Here is a 17798-nt window from a genome sequence, read left to right on the forward strand (position 1 = left end):
CTACCTCGCCTGAATACTAAATTTGCGTTCAACAAGCTTTAACAAGCCCGTGGATACTGCAGTAAACAATAAGAAAATAAGCGATACTGCCATGTAGAAGGTAAACGGTGCCTTGGTTGTGCCTGCAGCCATCGCACTAACGCGAACCATATCTTCCAAGCCGATAATGGAAACGAGTGCCGTTGTTTTTAACAGTACCAACCAGTTGTTACCAAAGCCTGGTAGCGCATGTCGAATCATTTGTGGCAACAGGATGCGTCTAAAGGATAAAACAGGGCTCATTCCGTAGGCTTTACCTGCTTCAAGTTCGCCAGCATCAACTGCCATTATTGCACCACGGAAGGTCTCCGCCATGTAGGCACCGAAAATAAAACCTATAGTAAGAATGCCAGCAACATATGGGCTAACATCAATATAATCTGGGACATAAGAAACCCACGCATGATCTGGGTCGCTTGCTGTGAAGTACTCGTTTAGCCATTCATTGATGCCATACAAGCTATTATTGAGCAGGATCTGGCCACCAAAGAAGATCAGCATCATCAGCACTAAGTCTGGGATACCACGAATAATGGTGGTGTAAAGGGTCGCAATACCTCGGGCCACACGATAAGGCGATAGCTTAGCTAAAGCACCTAGCATGCCAAGTATTACCGCCAAAAGCAGTGATAGCACCGCTACCTGTAACGTCAGCCAAGCTCCACTGAGAATCGAGGCTTCATATCCCTGTAAATCTAACATAATTATCTTCCAACACTATTACGGCTATGTTGGCGTCCTAGTTGATGACAGTTGCCTGTTTACAACAGTACAAACCGTTGATGCGTTCATCAAACAACATCTGATGAGGCTGTGAAAAATAGCCCGGAAATAGCAATTCCATTCCCGGGCCATAAATGTTGCCTAAAGGCTTACTCGCCGTATACGTCGTAGTTGAAGTATTTAGCGGCAATCTCGTCGTAAACACCTTTCTCACGTAGAGCAAGAATTGCAGCGTCTAGTTTCGCTGTTAGTTCTTTGTCTTGCTTGCGAGTTGCAATACCCATGCCTTCACCGAACCATTTTGGATCAGTTAGAGAAGGACCAACAAACTCGTATTGATCGCCTTCAGCAGAGTTAAGAACACCTTCTTCTAATGCCGATGCATCACCCAATACTGCAGCAATACGACCGTTTGCAAGGTCTAGATAAGCTTCATCAAAAGAACCGTAACGAACGATCTCTACATCTTTACCGTAGTTGTCAGAAAGATACTTGTCGTGAGTTGTTGCACGTTGAACACCAATCTTAACGTCTTTTAGGCCCGCTTTAGAGAAATCGATATCAGCACCCTTTTTAGCGATAAACTTATTAGGGATTTGAGCGTATTTACCAGTAAAGTCGATACGCTTCTTACGCTCTTCGGTGATAGACATTGCAGCGATAATCGCATCGTACTTACGTGCTAGAAGAGAAGGGATAATTCCGTCCCAATCTTGAGCAACAAGTACACATTTAACCTGCATCTCTTCACAAAGCGCATTTGCCATATCTACATCAAAGCCGCTTAGTGAGCCATCGGCTTCAGTTTTACTAAATGGAGGGTACGCACCCTCAATGCCGAAGCGAACTTGTTTCCATTCTTTCGCTTGTGCAACGCCAGAAAGTGCTGTTGCTGCTAGTGTCGCAGCCAATAACCACTTTTTCATATCCATACTCCTGTGATTTAAGTGTTTTTTTGTTGTGTTTAAGTGAGCGCTTTAAGAGCACTTCGTTTAGTAAATTGATGAAATAAACTGTTTTAGACGTTCTGATTCAGGGTTAGTGAATAGCTTGGCAGGATCGCCCTGCTCTTCAACTAAACCTTGATGCAGGAACATAACGTGGTTTGACACATCGCGAGCAAACGCCATTTCGTGTGTCACAACCAGCATGGTGCGACCTTCTTCGGCAAGATCTCGCATAACACCTAGTACTTCGCCAACCAGTTCTGGATCCAGAGCTGAGGTAGGCTCGTCAAATAGCATTACTTCAGGATCGACGGCCAATGCACGAGCTATCGCTGCACGCTGCTGCTGACCACCAGAAAGGTGCCCTGGGTAGTAATCTTTGCGCTCGTACAAACCCACTTTTTGCAGGATCTGTTTCGCGTTTTCGATAGCTTGTGCCTTGGGTACGCCAAGGACATGTACAGGCGCTTCAATCACATTTTCTAACACTGTCATGTGTGACCAAAGGTTAAAGCCTTGGAACACCATAGCGAGTCGTGAACGAATGCGTTGTACTTGCTTCGCATTTGATGGGAGAGATTCACCGAGACGGTTATTCTTCATCTCAATTAGTTCGCCATTTACCCAGATTTCACCTGCTGTTGGTGTCTCTAGAAGGTTGATACAGCGAAGAAATGTACTTTTACCTGAGCCTGAGCTACCGATGATAGAGACTACGTCGCCTTTGTGTGCATCCAGTGAGATGCCTTTAAGTACTTCGTTCTGTCCAAAGGTTTTATGCAGATTATTAATTCTTAGCGCGGGTACGTCCGTCATGCGCTTGTTTCTCCCTGTAATCCTAGTATCAGGCTATATTGATGAAAGAAAGGTACCATTTGCGCAAACGTTTAGCAATGGTTCAACAATAGTGAATTTCTAGGATATTTAGTCATATTTACCGCCTATATATACAAACAACGTTATAATTGGCGAATAAACGCACTAACTACAGCACGTTATCGGGCTATAAATGTAAATGAAACCAAACAAAAGACCACAACTTTTTACAATTTTGAAACAAGAATGTGGCTTTGAGCATATTTTGCGCAGGAGTGCCGATAATGTAACCAAAGGTGAATGGAGATTTACAAATGTAAGTGCAATTACCACACTTTTGGTGCGGTTATCTTCCCAGATCCCTTTATGTACTTTTATTTCAGTAATTTTCTTTAACTGATCAAGATCAATTGTTCTAAGTTGCGACCTTGTTACACTCCGCCCAATAAATTCAAATTTGACGAGTATTTTTCAAATTTTCGCCTAAGATTATTTCGAAAACGACGTGCTACATTTCAATAAGTATGAGAAATTATGCCGTCGCAAATGATTCATGCGAACGTGTCAAATTAACCCAGATTCATTTCTACCTATAAGTTAACGAGGATTTTATGTCCGACGCTGTCAACAACAAGCAGTCTGAAGCTGAAGAAAAAAGCTATTCAGAACTGCATAAACCAGCCTCTGAATTCGCAAGCCGTTCTGATTACTTAGATCACGAACTACAAATCATGAAGCCTCGCCGCTTCCGTTTGAACCTTCCTGGTCGTGATTTCCGCTTTGAACTAGAAGATTTAGTTCCAGCTCTAGCAGGTACTATCGGCATTATTGCAATGTACTCTGCAGTAATGATGTCTTGGGCTGATGGCCTAACTCAAGCGTGGGACCACGTTAACCTAGGCAAAGAGTTCGCTATCGAAGTAGCTCGTGTAGAAATGCTTATTCCTGCACTTCTATTCTGTATCCTTGCTTCTGGCTTCTTTAACCCAAGAGCGAACTTGGCCGGTAACCACGGTCCAATGATTCCTCTTATCGGTTCTATTGCACTTGCAGGTGCTCACCCTCTAGCGCTAGCTATTCTTCTTGGTATCTTCGGTTTATTGCTTAGCTTCTTTAAGGGTGGTTCGAAACTCGTTAACCTCACCTCAGAGGGTACCGCAGGCGGTCTATTGATCTTCCTCGGCTTTACCGGAACCATGAGCCAGATTGGCGATATCCAATCTTGGGCTGTAGGTCTTCAGTCTGCTGATGTTGCTGCAGGTAGCCTAGGTTACATTGGTCTAGTGGTACTGGGTATCAACATCGCAATCTACGCTTACCTAGCTAAGATTGGTATGCGTTGGTTAGCTATCCCTGTTTGTGCTATCGCGGGCCTTATTATCGCGCTTGGTCTAGGCGCAGGCTTTGACCTTACGTTCGAAACAGAAATGGGTATCCCTAACCTAAACCCTGTTTACTGGTGGGGCAGCACAGAGCAAGGTTGGCAACTAGGTCTTCCTAATGTGGCTCACTTTGTTGCATCTCTGCCGTTTGCAATCCTAGCGGTAGCTATGTGGTCACCTGACTTCCTAGGTCACCGTATCTTCCAAGAATTGAACTACCCTAAAAAGACTGAAAAAGTACTGATGGACGTTGATGACACTATGACTATGTGTTCTGTTCGTCAAATCGTTGGTACTGCTGTAGGTGGTGGTAACATCACTTCATCTTGGGGTACGTACATGATTCCAGCTGCGATTGCGAAGCGCCCAATTCCTGGCGGTGCAATTTTGCTTGGTGCTATGTGTATTGTCGTAGCTATCCTTGGTTTCCCTATGGACGTTGCGGTATGGCCTCCAGTAATGCGTATTGCTCTTCTAGTTGGCGTATTCTTGCCACTTCTTGAAGCGGGTATGCAAATGGTTAGAGAAACTAAAGACTCACAAGCGGCGGGTATCTGTATCTTTGCTGCTGTAGTGACGAACCCAGTTCTTGCTTGGGCTCTAACTATGTTCTTGGACAACAACGGCCTTATCGGTGACAAAGAGCGTGCTTCACGCCTAACTTTCACTGATAAAATCATCATCCCTGTTGGCGTATTCGTAGTATGTCTAGTAGCGATGCTGGCTGTAGGTATGCTTGAACCACAGTACGGTTTGAAAGCGTTCCTATAATGCAGATTCAAGGGTAGTGTTAGCGCACTACCCTTTGTTTCAAATTAGAGTTTGATTACTGAGTAAAAGTCGTCTAAAACCCTGTAATACTTTTGAGTAATGTCAACAAAGTGAAACTGAGTTCAAAGATTGCAAAAAAACGCTTTTATTAATTTATTTTAAAACTTATAATTATTTTTGAAGATTGACTTGTTTATTGTTTGGTTCGTACCAATATGAATAAGTATTAGGTTGATACTAAACTTATCCATATTGTTATTAATCTTAAGTGTGCTGTGTCGCTTGCGACACTTAGCTACTCAATTTTGAGTAGTGGGACGGCACGTGTTTTTGCTACTAATAAGGTAGGTACATCATGGCAGAGCAATTTGCTAAAGCTTGGGAAGGTTTTGCGGCAGGTGACTGGCAAAACGACGTAAACGTTCGTGACTTCATCCAAAAGAACTACACGCCATATGAAGGCGATGAGTCTTTCCTAGTAACTGAAGGTACTGAGGCGACTAACACGCTTTGGGCTAAAGTTATGGAAGGTATCAAGCAAGAGAACAGCACCCACGCTCCTGTAGATTTCGATACTTCTGTTATCTCTACCATCACGTCTCACGACGCTGGTTACATCAACAAAGATCTTGAAACTATCGTTGGTCTTCAAACTGAAGCACCACTTAAGCGCGCACTTATCCCTAACGGTGGTATCCGTATGGTTGAAGGTTCGTGCAAAGCTTACGATCGTGAACTAGATCCAGAAGTTAAGAAGATTTACTCTGACTATCGTAAAACACACAACGCTGGTGTTTTCGATGTTTACACTCCTGACATCCTAAAATGTCGTAAGTCTGGTGTTCTAACTGGTCTTCCAGATGCATACGGCCGTGGTCGTATCATCGGTGATTACCGTCGCGTTGCTCTTTACGGAATCGACTTCCTAATGAAGAACAAAGCTGCACAATTCCACTCTACTCAAGAGAAACTGGAAAGCGGTGAAGATCTACAACTGACTATGCAACTGCGCGAAGAACTGCAAGAGCAGTACCGTGCACTTGGTCAAATGAAAGAAATGGCAGCTAAGTACGGCTACGATATCTCTGAGCCAGCTCAAACTGCTCAAGAAGCTATCCAGTGGACTTACTTCGGTTACCTAGCAGCTGTTAAATCTCAAAACGGCGCGGCTATGTCTCTTGGTCGTACTTCATCTTTCCTTGATATCTTCATCGAGCGTGACATTGCTGCTGGCAAAATCACTGAAGTAGAAGCTCAAGAAATGATTGACCACTTCGTAATGAAGCTACGTATGGTTCGTTTCCTACGTACTCCTGAATACGATGAGTTGTTCTCTGGTGACCCAATCTGGGCAACAGAATCAATGGGTGGTATGGGTCTTGACGGACGTACGCTAGTTACTCGTTCTAACTTCCGTTTCCTAAACAGCCTATACACTATGGGTCCAAGCCCAGAGCCAAACATCACTGTTCTTTGGTCTGAGCAACTACCTGACGGCTTTAAGCGTTTCTGTGCGAAGGTATCTATCGATACTTCTTCTATCCAGTACGAAAACGACGACCTAATGCGTCCTGACCTAGAATCTGACGACTACGCAATCGCATGTTGTGTATCTCCAATGGTTGTTGGTAAGCAAATGCAGTTCTTCGGTGCTCGTGCAAACCTTGCTAAAACACTACTTTACGTAATCAACGGTGGTGTGGATGAGAAGCTTAAGATCCAAGTGGGTCCTGAGATGCCTAAGATCACTGACGAAGTTCTTGACTACGCTGACGTGTGGGACAAGATGGACCACTTCATGGATTGGCTAGCAACACAATACGTGACTGCACTAAACGCTATCCACTACTCTCACGATAAGTACAGCTACGAAGCTGCTCTTATGGCTCTACACGACCGCGACGTTGCTCGTACTATGGCTTGTGGTATTGCTGGTCTATCTGTTGCTGCTGACTCACTAGCTGCTATTAAGTACGCTAAAGTAAGCCCAGTTCGTGACGAAGATGGCATCGCTATCGACTTCAACATCGAAGGCGACTACCCGAAATTCGGTAACAACGACGCTCGCGTAGATGACATTGCTTGTGAACTAGTTTCTGTATTCATGAACAAGATCCGTAAGCTTAAGACTTACCGTGATGCGCGTCCTACTCAGTCTATCCTGACTATCACTTCAAACGTGGTATACGGTAAGAAGACTGGTAACACGCCTGACGGTCGTCAAGCTGGTGCTCCTTTCGCTCCTGGTGCTAACCCAATGCACGGTCGTGATGAAAAAGGTGCGGTAGCGTCTCTAACTTCAGTAGGTAAACTACCATTTGCTGATGCACAAGACGGTATCTCTTACACCTTCTCTATCGTACCTAACGCTCTAGGTAAAGAAGAAAGCAGCCAACGTGCTAACCTTGCTGGTCTAATGGATGGTTACTTCCACCATGAGTCTGACATCGAAGGTGGTCAACACCTTAACGTTAACGTTCTTAACCGCGAAACTCTAGAAGACGCAGTTAAGCACCCAGAGAAGTACCCTCAGCTAACTATCCGTGTATCGGGTTACGCTGTGCGTTTCAACTCTCTAACTGCTGAACAGCAGAAAGACGTTATCGCTCGTACTTTCACTGAGTCTCTATAAGTTTTAAAACTTTAGACTGAGTCGCAAGTTATAACGAAAACCCCGCCTAGGCGGGGTTTTTTATTACCTAAAATTGTAATAAGCTTGGTGACCATGAGACAGGATGTTTTGATTAAACACGGAGTAGTATGTCCCACTTCCCAGCCAACGCGCGTTGCCTATTGGCATGCTCGTTAGCATTGGCGTCCAATTTTGCCTTTGCCGAATACGATAGTTCTTTTTATATCGGAATAGATAACGACAGTATCGTTACCACAGACAAAGACTACTCTAACGGGTTGTTCTTAGTCTATTCCAGCGACTTTAACATCGAGCCCAACAGTTTTTTTGACTCTCTTCCTGGCTCGCACTTTAAATCTGATCCCACGGATACCGTAACGCATAAATACAGCATCGAGCTTGGTCAGAAAATGTGGACACCTGAAGCCATCGAAGATCCCGACCCCATTCCAGATGAACGCCCTTATGCTGGCTTGCTCTATTTATCATCAACGCTTTACTCTATTGCACCTTCAACCATTAATGCCTACAGCCTAATGTTCGGTACTGTCGGTCCCAATGCCTATGCAGAAGAAACTCAGAAATATGTTCATAGCATCATTAAATCTGAGGATCCTCAGGGCTGGGACAACCAGATCGACAATCAATTAGTGCTGAACTTTGGTTATCACAGAACTGATAAAATGTATCAGTCCGAACCGAGCGGCAACACTACCCATGAAATAAGTGTGCCGAGTCGATTACTTGCCGGTAATTATCGTAGTGAAGTGGCAAGTGGTTTAATGTGGCGCTGGGGTACTAACCTAAATCAAAGCTTTGGTAGTGCTAAGGTGAACAATGAGTCTACTGTCGATCCTGGTTTGATTGTGCGCAGTAAAAGCGGTTGGTACATGTTTGGTGGCATTGAAGGGCGCGTTCGCTTTAACGATATTACCATCGATGGCGATCGTCCAGATGATGGCATTACTGCGAGTGAAGTTGAGCATATACAAGGCACCGCTAGTGTCGGTATTACCGGTTACTATCGAGGATGGGGAGCAAGTTTGTCTATCTCTACTAAGAGCCGAGATTACAAAGAAGATAGTGAGAGCGTGCACACCAACGGTTCACTGGCTCTGTTCTTGTTGTTCTAATTTAAGCCTTGAATGTAATACGTAAAAATCTATGAATATTCACGGCTTTATCTGGCCTCTGGTCTAGGTAATGACCCCTGTTTGTAATACACTTATCACATTCGCAAAATGATCAGAATTGAGAAAATCTATGAAAGGCAGAATTCACTCATTTGAGTCTTGTGGTACTGTTGACGGCCCAGGCATTCGCTTTATCGTATTCTTGCAAGGTTGCTTGATGCGTTGCATGTATTGTCACAACCGCGACACATGGGACACTCATGATGGAAAAGAGATTACAGTTGATGAACTGATCAAAGAAGCAACTTCTTATCGCCACTTTATGAACGCATCTGGCGGCGGTGTCACCTGCTCCGGCGGCGAGGCAATGCTTCAACCTGAGTTCGTTCGTGACTTTTTCCGCAGAGCACAAGCTGAAGGCATCCACACTTGCCTAGATACTAACGGTTATATCCGCAAACATACTGATGTGGTCGATGAAGTATTAGAAGCTACCGATCTCGTTATGCTCGATCTTAAGCATATGAAAGATGAAATCCATCAGAATCTTATCGGTGTTTCTAACAAGCGAGTTCTAGATTTTGCTCGCTACTTGCACAAAATTGGCCAAACGACTTGGATTCGTTACGTTATCGTTCCGGGATACACTGACGATGAAGAATCTGCACACATGCTTGGCGAGTTTATCAAAGATATGGATAACATCGAGAAGGTAGAGTTACTGCCCTACCACAAGCTTGGTGCCCACAAATGGGAAGCGCTCGGTTACGAATACCCTCTTGAGGGAACTGAGCCTCCATCGAAAGAAACAATGGACAAGATTGTCGGTATTCTTAGCCAATACAACGACAACGTTAAATACTAACTTCGTACTCAGCCAATCAGTGGCACTAAAGTACATTTAGATATCATTAAGGAAACCTATCTATGGAAATGACCAACGCACAGCGTTTGATCCTTTCGAACCAATACTACCTAATGTCTAAGCTTTCTCCAGAAAACAAAGACAAGTACGAGCGTCTACAAAAAATCGTTGAGCGTGGCTACGGCTTACAAATGCGTGAACTAGACAAAGACTTTGGCGCAATTAGTGAGAGTGAATGTCGCGAAGTCATCGACATCATGGAGATGTACCACGCAATGCAAGAGTCGTTCAACATGCTTGCTACTGCTGAGCAAGCAAACGTGGACAAGCGTCGCCTTATGTTCCTAGGTTTTGATATCGCAACTGAAGCGAGCATCGTAAACTACGTGCGCTTCTTGACTGAATCTGAAGGCCTATACCCTCAGTTCGATAAAGCGGATCACCATTTCAACAGCCAGATGCCGATGCTAGACAAGTACCGTCGTATGCTGACAACGTGGCGCAACTGCCCACGTCAATACCACCTATGTGCTACTGAGATCACTCAGATCTTTAACGCATAAAAATAAACTGCTAGCTGAAAGCACTAAGCTTTCAGCTAGCAGACTTTAAAAAGCGTAAACCAGTCCAATATTTACAGAGAACGAATCTGTATCCTCCAACAGCGGACTGTCTTCCAAATCCCCTTCTAGATTTGTATAACGCACTCCTGCCGTTGCCACAATATGATCAGTAAACTTGTACAAACCTCTTAGCCCTAAGAAGAACTGTCCATCTCCATCTGGAGTAAATTCATCTAAGCCATCGATACGCGCTGCTTCCTCTCCAGACACGCCATACAAGTGATTATTCAATTTTGATGAATTCCATGAATAGCCTATGGACGGTGTCAGCATCCATTTTTTGGTTCGAATAGGCACGCTATATACCGTCTCGGCATACATTCCATCATGCACGCCAGCAATATCACCTGCAAACGTCACCTGAAACTGGCCTATAGAACGATTGGCGTACTGGTAAGTGACACCACCCAACCCTGTGCTTTTTCGCTTATCAACTTGGCGAATAATAGGATCATCAGAATCTGAAGGTTGTAGCGTGCGGGGATCGTAAGCTAATCGAAAAATGATGTTGTGTGGTGAGCGACGCTCCCAAATTCGGTATCCCGCCGTAAAACCACGTAGATACAAGTGCTCACCTTCATAACCAATGATAGGAATCACTACCTGATTTGAGGGCGTATCCTTATAGACCGCAGGGGAATATGAAGCACCCACACCCAAAGACCACCCTGCTATTGCAGGGCTAGATGACAGAACGAACAGCGCTGCCGAAAATCCAATCCATTTCAAAGGCAAATCCTTTTGCGTCAATGTTGTAATTTTGTTGCTTATTTGCAGGTCTTATAATACACGCATATTGATAGTCGGTTTAGTGCTAAATGATGAAAAAGTTATTATATTTCAAGCAAATCTATTTTTTCATGTCTAGGATTAAGGTTGGGATAAGCGTAACGATTGGCTTGGGTCTTGTAACATTTTAAAGGGGATTTTTGTTATGAGTATTTTTGAACATTTTCAGCACAGATACGAAGCTGCAAAGGAAGAAGAGCTCTCGATTCAGGAGTTTTTGTCATTATGTCGCGAAGACAAGATGGCATATGCCAACTCTGCTGAGCGTCTTTTGCATGCTATTGGTGAACCAGAATTAATTGATACTGCACTGGATCCTCGCTTAAGTCGCATTTTTTCAAACCGCGTCATAGCAAGGTATAAAACCTTTAAAGATTTTTATGGTATGGAAGATGCCATAGAGCAAATCGTCTCTTATCTAAAGCATGCTGCGCAAGGCTTGGAAGAGAAGAAACAAATATTGTACCTACTTGGCCCTGTGGGTGGTGGTAAATCATCTCTAGCCGAGAAGCTAAAAGCGTTAATGCAGCAAGCGCCAATTTATGTGTTGTCCGCCGATGGCGAGCGCAGTCCAGTCAACGACCACCCATTCTGCCTATTCGATCCATCTGAAGACGCGGAAATACTGCGTAGTGAATATGGTATCGATAAACGTTATCTACGCTCCATCATGTCACCTTGGGCTGCAAAACGTCTGCATGAGTATGGCGGTGATATATCCAAGTTTAAAGTCATCAAGTTACGCCCTTCCATTCTTGACCAAATTGGCGTTGCTAAAACCGAACCCGGTGATGAGAACAACCAAGACATCTCATCTCTTGTGGGTAAGGTAGATATCCGCAAGCTCGAACACTTCTCTCAAGATGACCCTGATGCCTACAGCTACTCCGGTGCATTGTGTAAAGCGAACCAAGGCTTGATGGAATTTGTAGAGATGTTCAAGGCTCCTATTAAGGTCTTGCATCCACTTCTAACCGCAACTCAAGAAGGCAACTTTAACGGCACCGAAGGACTATCAGCACTGCCATTTGATGGCATGATTTTGGCTCACTCCAATGAATCTGAATGGACGACCTTCCGCAACAACAAAAACAATGAAGCATTCCTAGACCGTGTGTACATCGTTAAGGTTCCATACTGCTTGCGAGTGTCTGAAGAAGTTAAAATTTACGAGAAGCTGTTGCAAAACAGTGAGTTAACTAATGCGCCTTGTGCACCAAGCACCCTAGATATGCTGGCGCAATTTAGTATCCTTTCGCGTCTAAAAGATCCAGAGAACTCTTCAGTATTCAGTAAGATGCGTGTCTATGATGGTGAAACGCTTAAAGACACGGATCCTAAAGCGAAAAGCCATCAAGAGTACAAGGACTTTGCCGGTGTCGATGAAGGGATGTCAGGGCTTTCAACCCGTTTTGCCTTCAAGATCTTGTCTAGAGTATTCAACTTTGACCAAACTGAGGTCGCAGCAAACCCTGTGCACCTTTTCTATGTCATAGAGCAGCAGGTAGAAAGAGAGCAGTTCCCGCAAGAGCAGGCTGAGCGTTATCTTGAGTTCTTGAAAGGCTTCTTAGTGCCTCGATATGTTGAGTTTATCGGTAAAGAAATCCAAACCGCTTACCTAGAATCGTATTCTGAGTATGGCCAAAATATCTTTGACCGCTATGTCACTTACGCTGATTTCTGGATTCAGGACCAAGAGTATCGCGATCCTGAAACCGGACAGCTATTTGACCGTTCCTCACTGAATGGAGAACTAGAAAAAATTGAGAAAACAGCGGGTATCAGTAATCCAAAAGATTTCCGAAATGAAATCGTTAACTTTGTTCTCAGAGCTCGCGCTAACAATGGTGGCACTAACCCTGTTTGGACAAGTTACGAGAAACTTCGCACTGTTATCGAGAAGAAAATGTTCTCTAATACAGAAGAACTGCTTCCTGTTATCTCATTTAATGCAAAAACCTCTACCGAGGATCAGAAGAAACACGACGACTTTGTTAATCGCATGATGGAAAAAGGCTACACAGAGAAACAAGTACGCTTGCTATCTGAGTGGTACTTGCGAGTACGTAAGTCTTCTTAAAAGACCGAGTGGCGCTAATCCCGCCACTCATTGGACACTATGCCCTCTTTCTTGCGTATGAGCAGTTGAGGGCATTGATGCAACTTAGGTTGTGGCGCAAGGATCATACGCGTATGACTCGACTAGTAATGACCACTCAACAGGTGGGTTATACGAGTATCACCATGTAGGACTTATTGAGGTGGCGCATGGCTCAATTTATTGACCGAAGGCTGAATGGTAAGAATAAAAGCACTGTTAATCGACAGCGCTTTATTCGCCGACATAAGCAGAAAATCAAGGAAGCTGTTTCTGATGCGGTAAACCGTCGCTCGATTACGGATACCGATAACGGCGAGGATATCACGCTTCCTAAAAGTGACATCACAGAACCTGCCTTTCATCAGGGTCAGGGGGGGCATCGCGAAAGAGTCCACCCAGGTAACGACCAATTTATCCGAGGGGATAAAGTAGAACGCCCTCCAAGCGGCGGAGGCCAAGGTGGCTCTGGTGAAGGAGACGCTAGCCCTGACGGCGAAGGCCAAGATGAGTTTATATTCCAGATATCGAAAGACGAATATCTCGATATTCTGTTTGAAGATCTCGCACTTCCTAACCTCAAGAAAAACCAAGTTAACCGCATTACTGAATGGAAAACCCATAGAGCCGGATATCAAACGGCAGGTATTCCCTCCAACATAGCCGTCGTGCGTTCCCTACAGCAATCTTTGGCACGACGCACAGCAATGTCTGCGGGTAAAAAACGCAAACTCAGAGAATTAGAAGAAGAGCTGACCTCACTGAGAAACTGTGAGCCAGCCAAACCATTGCAAGAAAAAAGCATTAAAGAAGAGATCGAAGAAATTCGAGCTCAAATGAGGCGTGTTCCATTTATTGATACCTTCGACCTACGTTTCAAAAACTATGAGAAGCGCCCTATTCCATCCAGTCAGGCGGTAATGTTCTGCTTAATGGATGTATCCGGTTCAATGGATCAAGCCACAAAAGACATCGCTAAGCGCTTTTATGTATTGCTGTATATGTTTCTTAATCGTACCTACGAGAACGTGGAGGTGGTGTTTATTCGCCATCATACTCAAGCCAAAGAAGTGGATGAGCACGAGTTTTTCTATTCTCAAGAAACCGGTGGAACCATAGTCTCTAGTGCATTGAAACTGATGGACGAAATAGTCAAAGATCGCTACCCCACCAATCAATGGAATATCTACGCCGCACAAGCCTCCGATGGTGATAACTGGGCTGATGATTCTCCTAGGTGTAAGAAACTACTCACCGAAGCGTTATTGCCAATTTGCCAGTACTACTCATACATAGAGATCACACGTAGAAGCCACCAAACCTTGTGGCACGAATATGAGAAACTTGAGTCTGAATTTGACAATTTTGCCATGAAAAATATCCGAGCGGTGGAAGATATCTTCCCTGTATTTAGGGAGCTGTTCCAAAAGGAACATAGCTAAGGGAATACGAGTAAGGATGCGCTATGACAGCAGAAGTTAAATACAAGACATTGCCTGATGGTCCAGACTGGACCTTCAATTTGCTGGAAGAGTACCACCAGCAGATCAAGCGTGTAGCTAAGCACTACAAGCTGGATACCTATCCAAACCAAATCGAAGTTATCACTGCAGAGCAGATGATGGACGCCTACTCCAGTATAGGCATGCCTATTAACTACCATCACTGGTCATTCGGTAAGAAATTCATTCAAACCGAACAAAACTACAAACATGGTCAAATGGGACTTGCCTACGAGATCGTTATCAACTCAGATCCTTGTATTGCCTACTTGATGGAAGAGAATACAGTCACAATGCAGGCTTTGGTTATGGCTCACGCAAGCTACGGCCACAACTCCTTCTTCAAGGGCAACTACCTTTTCAAGACATGGACTGACGCAAGCTCTATAATCGATTACCTTATTTTCGCTCGAAACTACATCAGTAATTGTGAGGAAAAGTACGGCGTGGATGAGGTAGAAAAGCTGCTCGACTCTTGCCATGCCTTGATGAATTACGGCGTTGATAGGTATAAGCGTCCTGAGAAGATCTCAATCGCAGAGGAAACGATCAGGCAACAAGAGCGTGAAAAGTACCTTCAATCTCAGGTTAATGAACTGTGGAGAACCGTTCCAAAGTCTACCGATAGTGCGGAAATAGAAAAGAAACGCTTCCCGTCAGAGCCACAAGAGAACATCCTGTACTTTATTGAAAAACACGCCCCGCTTCTTGAATCATGGCAACGCGAAATCGTACGTATAGTGCGTAAGGTAAGCCAATACTTCTATCCTCAGAAACAAACCCAAGTTATGAACGAAGGTTGGGCGACATTCTGGCACTACACCATTCTCAACCACCTGTACGATGAAGGCTTAGTCTCTGACAAGTTCATGCTGGAATTTTTGCACAGTCACACCAGTGTGGTTGCCCAACCAGCCTACAATAGCCCGTATTTCAGTGGCATTAACCCTTATGCCTTGGGCTTTGCTATGTTCCAAGACATTCGTCGTATCTGCGAAGAACCAACCGATGAAGATAAAGAGTGGTTCCCAGACTTAGCCGGCAGTGACTGGTTAGAAGCGGTCCATTTTGCGATGCAGAACTTCAAGGATGAGAGCTTTATCAGCCAGTACTTATCTCCAAAGCTTATCCGTGAATTTAAGTTCTTTGCCATCAAAGACGACGATAGAAAGAACTATATTGAAATTGATGCCATTCATGATGAAATGGGCTACAAAGAAATCAGAGAAAAGCTGGCCGCTCAGTACAACCTTAGTAATCTAGAACCCAACATTCAGGTATGGAATGTCGATGTACGCGGTGATCGCTCGTTAACCTTGCAACATATCCCCCATCAACGTATTCCTTTAGACAAGAGCTACGATGATGTTCTGAAGCACCTTTATCGGTTATGGGGCTTTGATGTAATTCTAGAAGAGCTCAAGGAATCTGGTCACAGAGATGTGCTCGCTACCTGCCCAAAACGTACTGATTTTGGTAAGAGTATCTAGCGCCTGTTGAAATGCTCACAAAGAAAAAGGGAAACAGCAACCTGTTTCCCTTTTTAAACTCTAGATATAACCTAGCTTAACAGCGCTCTGACCGCTTCTAGATCTTCTGGCGTATCAACACCTGGTGGAGGTGTTTGTTTCGCCAAAGCAACATGGATCTTTTCTCCGTACCAAAGTACTCGCAATTGCTCTAGGCTTTCTATCTTTTCAAGGGCAGAGGGTGCCCAATTGATGTACTTGCTAATAAAACCAGCGCGATACGCATAGATGCCAATGTGACGCATTAGGGGCTGATTTAGTTGAGACTTATCATCCGCAAACTGGTCTCTGTCCCAAGGTATGGTTGCACGACTAAAGTAGAGCGCATAGCCTTGATTATCTGTCACCACCTTCACCGCATTTGGGTTGAATGCTTCTTCCGCATCTTCAATAGCAACGCCAAGCGTAGCCATAGGTGCCGTAGAAGCGGCAAGGTTATCAGCTACCTGAGCAATCACAACGGGTGGAATTAATGGCTCGTCTCCTTGCACATTAACCACAATATGGTCTGGTGCAATGCCCATTTTTTCTACAACTTCCGCCAAGCGCTCAGTACCTGATTCATGATCAGGTGAGGTCATGCATACCGAGCCACCAAACCCCGTTGCCACATCCGCCACACGTTGATCGTCGGTCGCTATAATCACCTGATCAGCACCCGCCTGAATCGCTTGTCGATACACGTGCTCAATCATTGGCTTTCCACAGATATCCGCCAATGGTTTACCAGGCAAACGAGTCGACTGGTATCGAGCAGGGATAATGACCGTAAATGACATATTAGCGCCCCTCATCCATAGAGATTGAGCGTGCTTCAGGCTCAAGGAGTACAGGAATTCCTTCTTTTATTGGATAAGCAAGACGATCCAATTTACACACTAGCTCTTGCTTATCTTTATCAAAAGTCAGCTTTCCTTTGCATACTGGGCATGCAACGATCTCTAACAATCTATGATCCATATTCCTTTAAAACCTCTTGAATTCTATTCATTATTTTGTGGCGGTTATCGTCACTAATCTGTGCTGATACAGGTAGATACCACCAATTATCATCTGCAAATTCACGGCATTTAACCGCGTCTTTTTCTGTCATTATTAACTGATGGCCTTCAGCTATTAACGGCGCTATATCCGCCTTTAACAAAGCTTTATGATCAGCAAAGCCCTTAGTTGTAATTACATTGGCGTCCATCGTTTCTAAAGTATCAAAGAACCTTGGAGGATGGCCAATACCGGCTATTGCCGTCAGTGCTCCCAACTGAGCAACGGCTTTTTTCTCTCCAGTAACTAGGTTCACTGCGAGCGAAGGTTGAAGGGTCATGCCAATTTCGTCTGGCTGCGCCTCTCCGCCATTGGTAATGCGAAAATCTACCGTTTGTAGGCGGCTCATTTTCTCTCTAAGGGGGCCCAGAGGAATTAACTGTTGATTGCCAAAACGTCGCTTGCCATCAATAACAATAAACTCTATATCGCGCTGCAGAGCGTAGTGTTGCAATCCATCATCTGTCACCACAATATCAATATTGTGCTGCAGCAGATGCTTAACCGCATTCGATCGTACCGGATCAACCACCACTATCGCACCAGTGCGCTGAGCAATAAGTTTCGGCTCATCACCACAATGCTTGGTCGGTGTATCCTGACCTACTAGCAAAGGATAGCTTGGCGCTTTAGCCCCATATCCTCTGGAAACCACACCGACGCTTAAACCTTGGGCTTGCAAGTTTTCCACCAACCACACCACCACTGGCGTTTTGCCATTTCCACCCGCTGTAATGTTTCCCACCACAACGACAGGAACGGGCGCACGGTAGCTAGTTTTTTTCCCTTGCAGGTAATCACTTCTGCGCCCTTGGCTAATCACCTTGAAAAGCTGACTTAAAGGCCACAGCAGTGGCCAAAACAACCATCGTAAAGGATTGGAGCTAAACCAGAGTAGATGTATCACT

General features: G+C 44.6%; 15 protein-coding genes. 8 read left to right on the forward strand and 7 right to left on the reverse strand.

Features of this window, described 5'->3' with window-relative positions; genetic code table 11:
• From OCU46_RS08620 to OCU46_RS08630, 3 genes are all read right to left on the reverse strand, one after another.
• A complete protein-coding gene (locus OCU46_RS08620) occupies positions 1 to 741 on the reverse strand; it encodes an ABC transporter permease (protein ID WP_141268420.1) in 741 nt (246 codons plus the stop codon).
• 170 nt (positions 742 to 911) lie between these two features.
• The gene (locus OCU46_RS08625) at positions 912 to 1688 is read right to left on the reverse strand and encodes an ABC transporter substrate-binding protein (RefSeq protein ID WP_307722290.1); all 777 of its coding nucleotides are present in this window, start codon (positions 1686 to 1688) and stop codon (positions 912 to 914) included.
• Between the two features lie 66 nt (positions 1689 to 1754).
• Positions 1755 to 2525 (reverse strand): ABC transporter ATP-binding protein, encoded by a 771-nt coding sequence (locus OCU46_RS08630; RefSeq protein WP_141268424.1) that lies wholly within the window; start codon positions 2523 to 2525, stop codon positions 1755 to 1757.
• 611 nt (positions 2526 to 3136) lie between these two features.
• Here OCU46_RS08630 and OCU46_RS08635 point away from each other — a divergent pair.
• The 5 genes from OCU46_RS08635 (at position 3137) to OCU46_RS08655 (ending at position 9871) form a co-directional block, all read left to right on the forward strand.
• Complete coding sequence (locus OCU46_RS08635) at positions 3137 to 4678, forward strand: DUF3360 family protein (protein WP_141268426.1); 1542 nt, start codon at positions 3137 to 3139, stop codon at positions 4676 to 4678.
• Between the two features lie 355 nt (positions 4679 to 5033).
• Positions 5034 to 7310, forward strand: a complete 2277-nt coding sequence (gene pflB, locus OCU46_RS08640; protein WP_141268428.1) for a formate C-acetyltransferase — start codon at positions 5034 to 5036, stop codon at positions 7308 to 7310.
• Positions 7311 to 7438: 128 nt separating this feature from the next.
• Positions 7439 to 8443 (forward strand): lipid A deacylase LpxR family protein, encoded by a 1005-nt coding sequence (locus OCU46_RS08645; RefSeq protein WP_141268430.1) that lies wholly within the window; start codon positions 7439 to 7441, stop codon positions 8441 to 8443.
• A 130-nt stretch (positions 8444 to 8573) separates the two neighbouring features.
• On the forward strand, positions 8574 to 9308 hold the full coding sequence (gene pflA, locus OCU46_RS08650; protein ID WP_141268432.1) for a pyruvate formate lyase 1-activating protein: 735 nt from the start codon (positions 8574 to 8576) through the stop codon (positions 9306 to 9308).
• A gap of 62 nt (positions 9309 to 9370) precedes the next feature.
• On the forward strand, positions 9371 to 9871 hold the full coding sequence (locus OCU46_RS08655) for a YfbU family protein (RefSeq protein WP_017030372.1): 501 nt from the start codon (positions 9371 to 9373) through the stop codon (positions 9869 to 9871).
• A 45-nt stretch (positions 9872 to 9916) separates the two neighbouring features.
• On the opposite strand, the gene OCU46_RS08660 is transcribed toward OCU46_RS08655, so the two are convergent.
• Positions 9917 to 10660, reverse strand: a complete 744-nt coding sequence (locus tag OCU46_RS08660; RefSeq protein WP_141268434.1) for a MipA/OmpV family protein — start codon at positions 10658 to 10660, stop codon at positions 9917 to 9919.
• A 205-nt stretch (positions 10661 to 10865) separates the two neighbouring features.
• On the opposite strand from OCU46_RS08660, the gene OCU46_RS08665 reads away from it, so the two are divergent.
• From OCU46_RS08665 to OCU46_RS08675, 3 genes are all read left to right on the forward strand, one after another.
• Entirely contained in the window at positions 10866 to 12800 is a 1935-nt protein-coding gene (locus OCU46_RS08665) for a PrkA family serine protein kinase (protein WP_141268435.1), read from the forward strand.
• A 188-nt stretch (positions 12801 to 12988) separates the two neighbouring features.
• Positions 12989 to 14260 carry a YeaH/YhbH family protein gene (locus OCU46_RS08670; protein ID WP_141268437.1) on the forward strand — a complete coding sequence of 424 codons (1272 nt, stop codon included), beginning with the start codon at positions 12989 to 12991 and terminating at the stop codon, positions 14258 to 14260.
• Positions 14261 to 14283: 23 nt separating this feature from the next.
• Positions 14284 to 15810, forward strand: coding sequence for a SpoVR family protein (locus tag OCU46_RS08675; protein ID WP_141268439.1), 1527 nt, complete (start codon positions 14284 to 14286; stop codon positions 15808 to 15810).
• Positions 15811 to 15881: 71 nt separating this feature from the next.
• On the opposite strand, the gene kdsB is transcribed toward OCU46_RS08675, so the two are convergent.
• From kdsB to lpxK, 3 genes are read right to left on the reverse strand one after another with little or no spacing between them, the layout of a single operon-like run.
• Positions 15882 to 16628, reverse strand: a complete 747-nt coding sequence (kdsB, locus tag OCU46_RS08680; RefSeq protein ID WP_141268441.1) for a 3-deoxy-manno-octulosonate cytidylyltransferase — start codon at positions 16626 to 16628, stop codon at positions 15882 to 15884.
• 1 nt (position 16629) lies between these two features.
• Positions 16630 to 16809 (reverse strand): Trm112 family protein, encoded by a 180-nt coding sequence (locus tag OCU46_RS08685; protein ID WP_141268443.1) that lies wholly within the window; start codon positions 16807 to 16809, stop codon positions 16630 to 16632.
• Entirely contained in the window at positions 16799 to 17797 is a 999-nt protein-coding gene (gene lpxK / locus OCU46_RS08690; RefSeq protein ID WP_141268445.1) for a tetraacyldisaccharide 4'-kinase, read from the reverse strand. Before lpxK ends, OCU46_RS08685 begins: the two co-directional genes overlap by 11 nt.
• Position 17798 lies beyond the last annotated feature (1 nt).

This window comes from Vibrio comitans (genome assembly GCA_024346835.1).
GTDB classification, from domain to species: Bacteria; Pseudomonadota; Gammaproteobacteria; order Enterobacterales; family Vibrionaceae; genus Vibrio; species Vibrio comitans.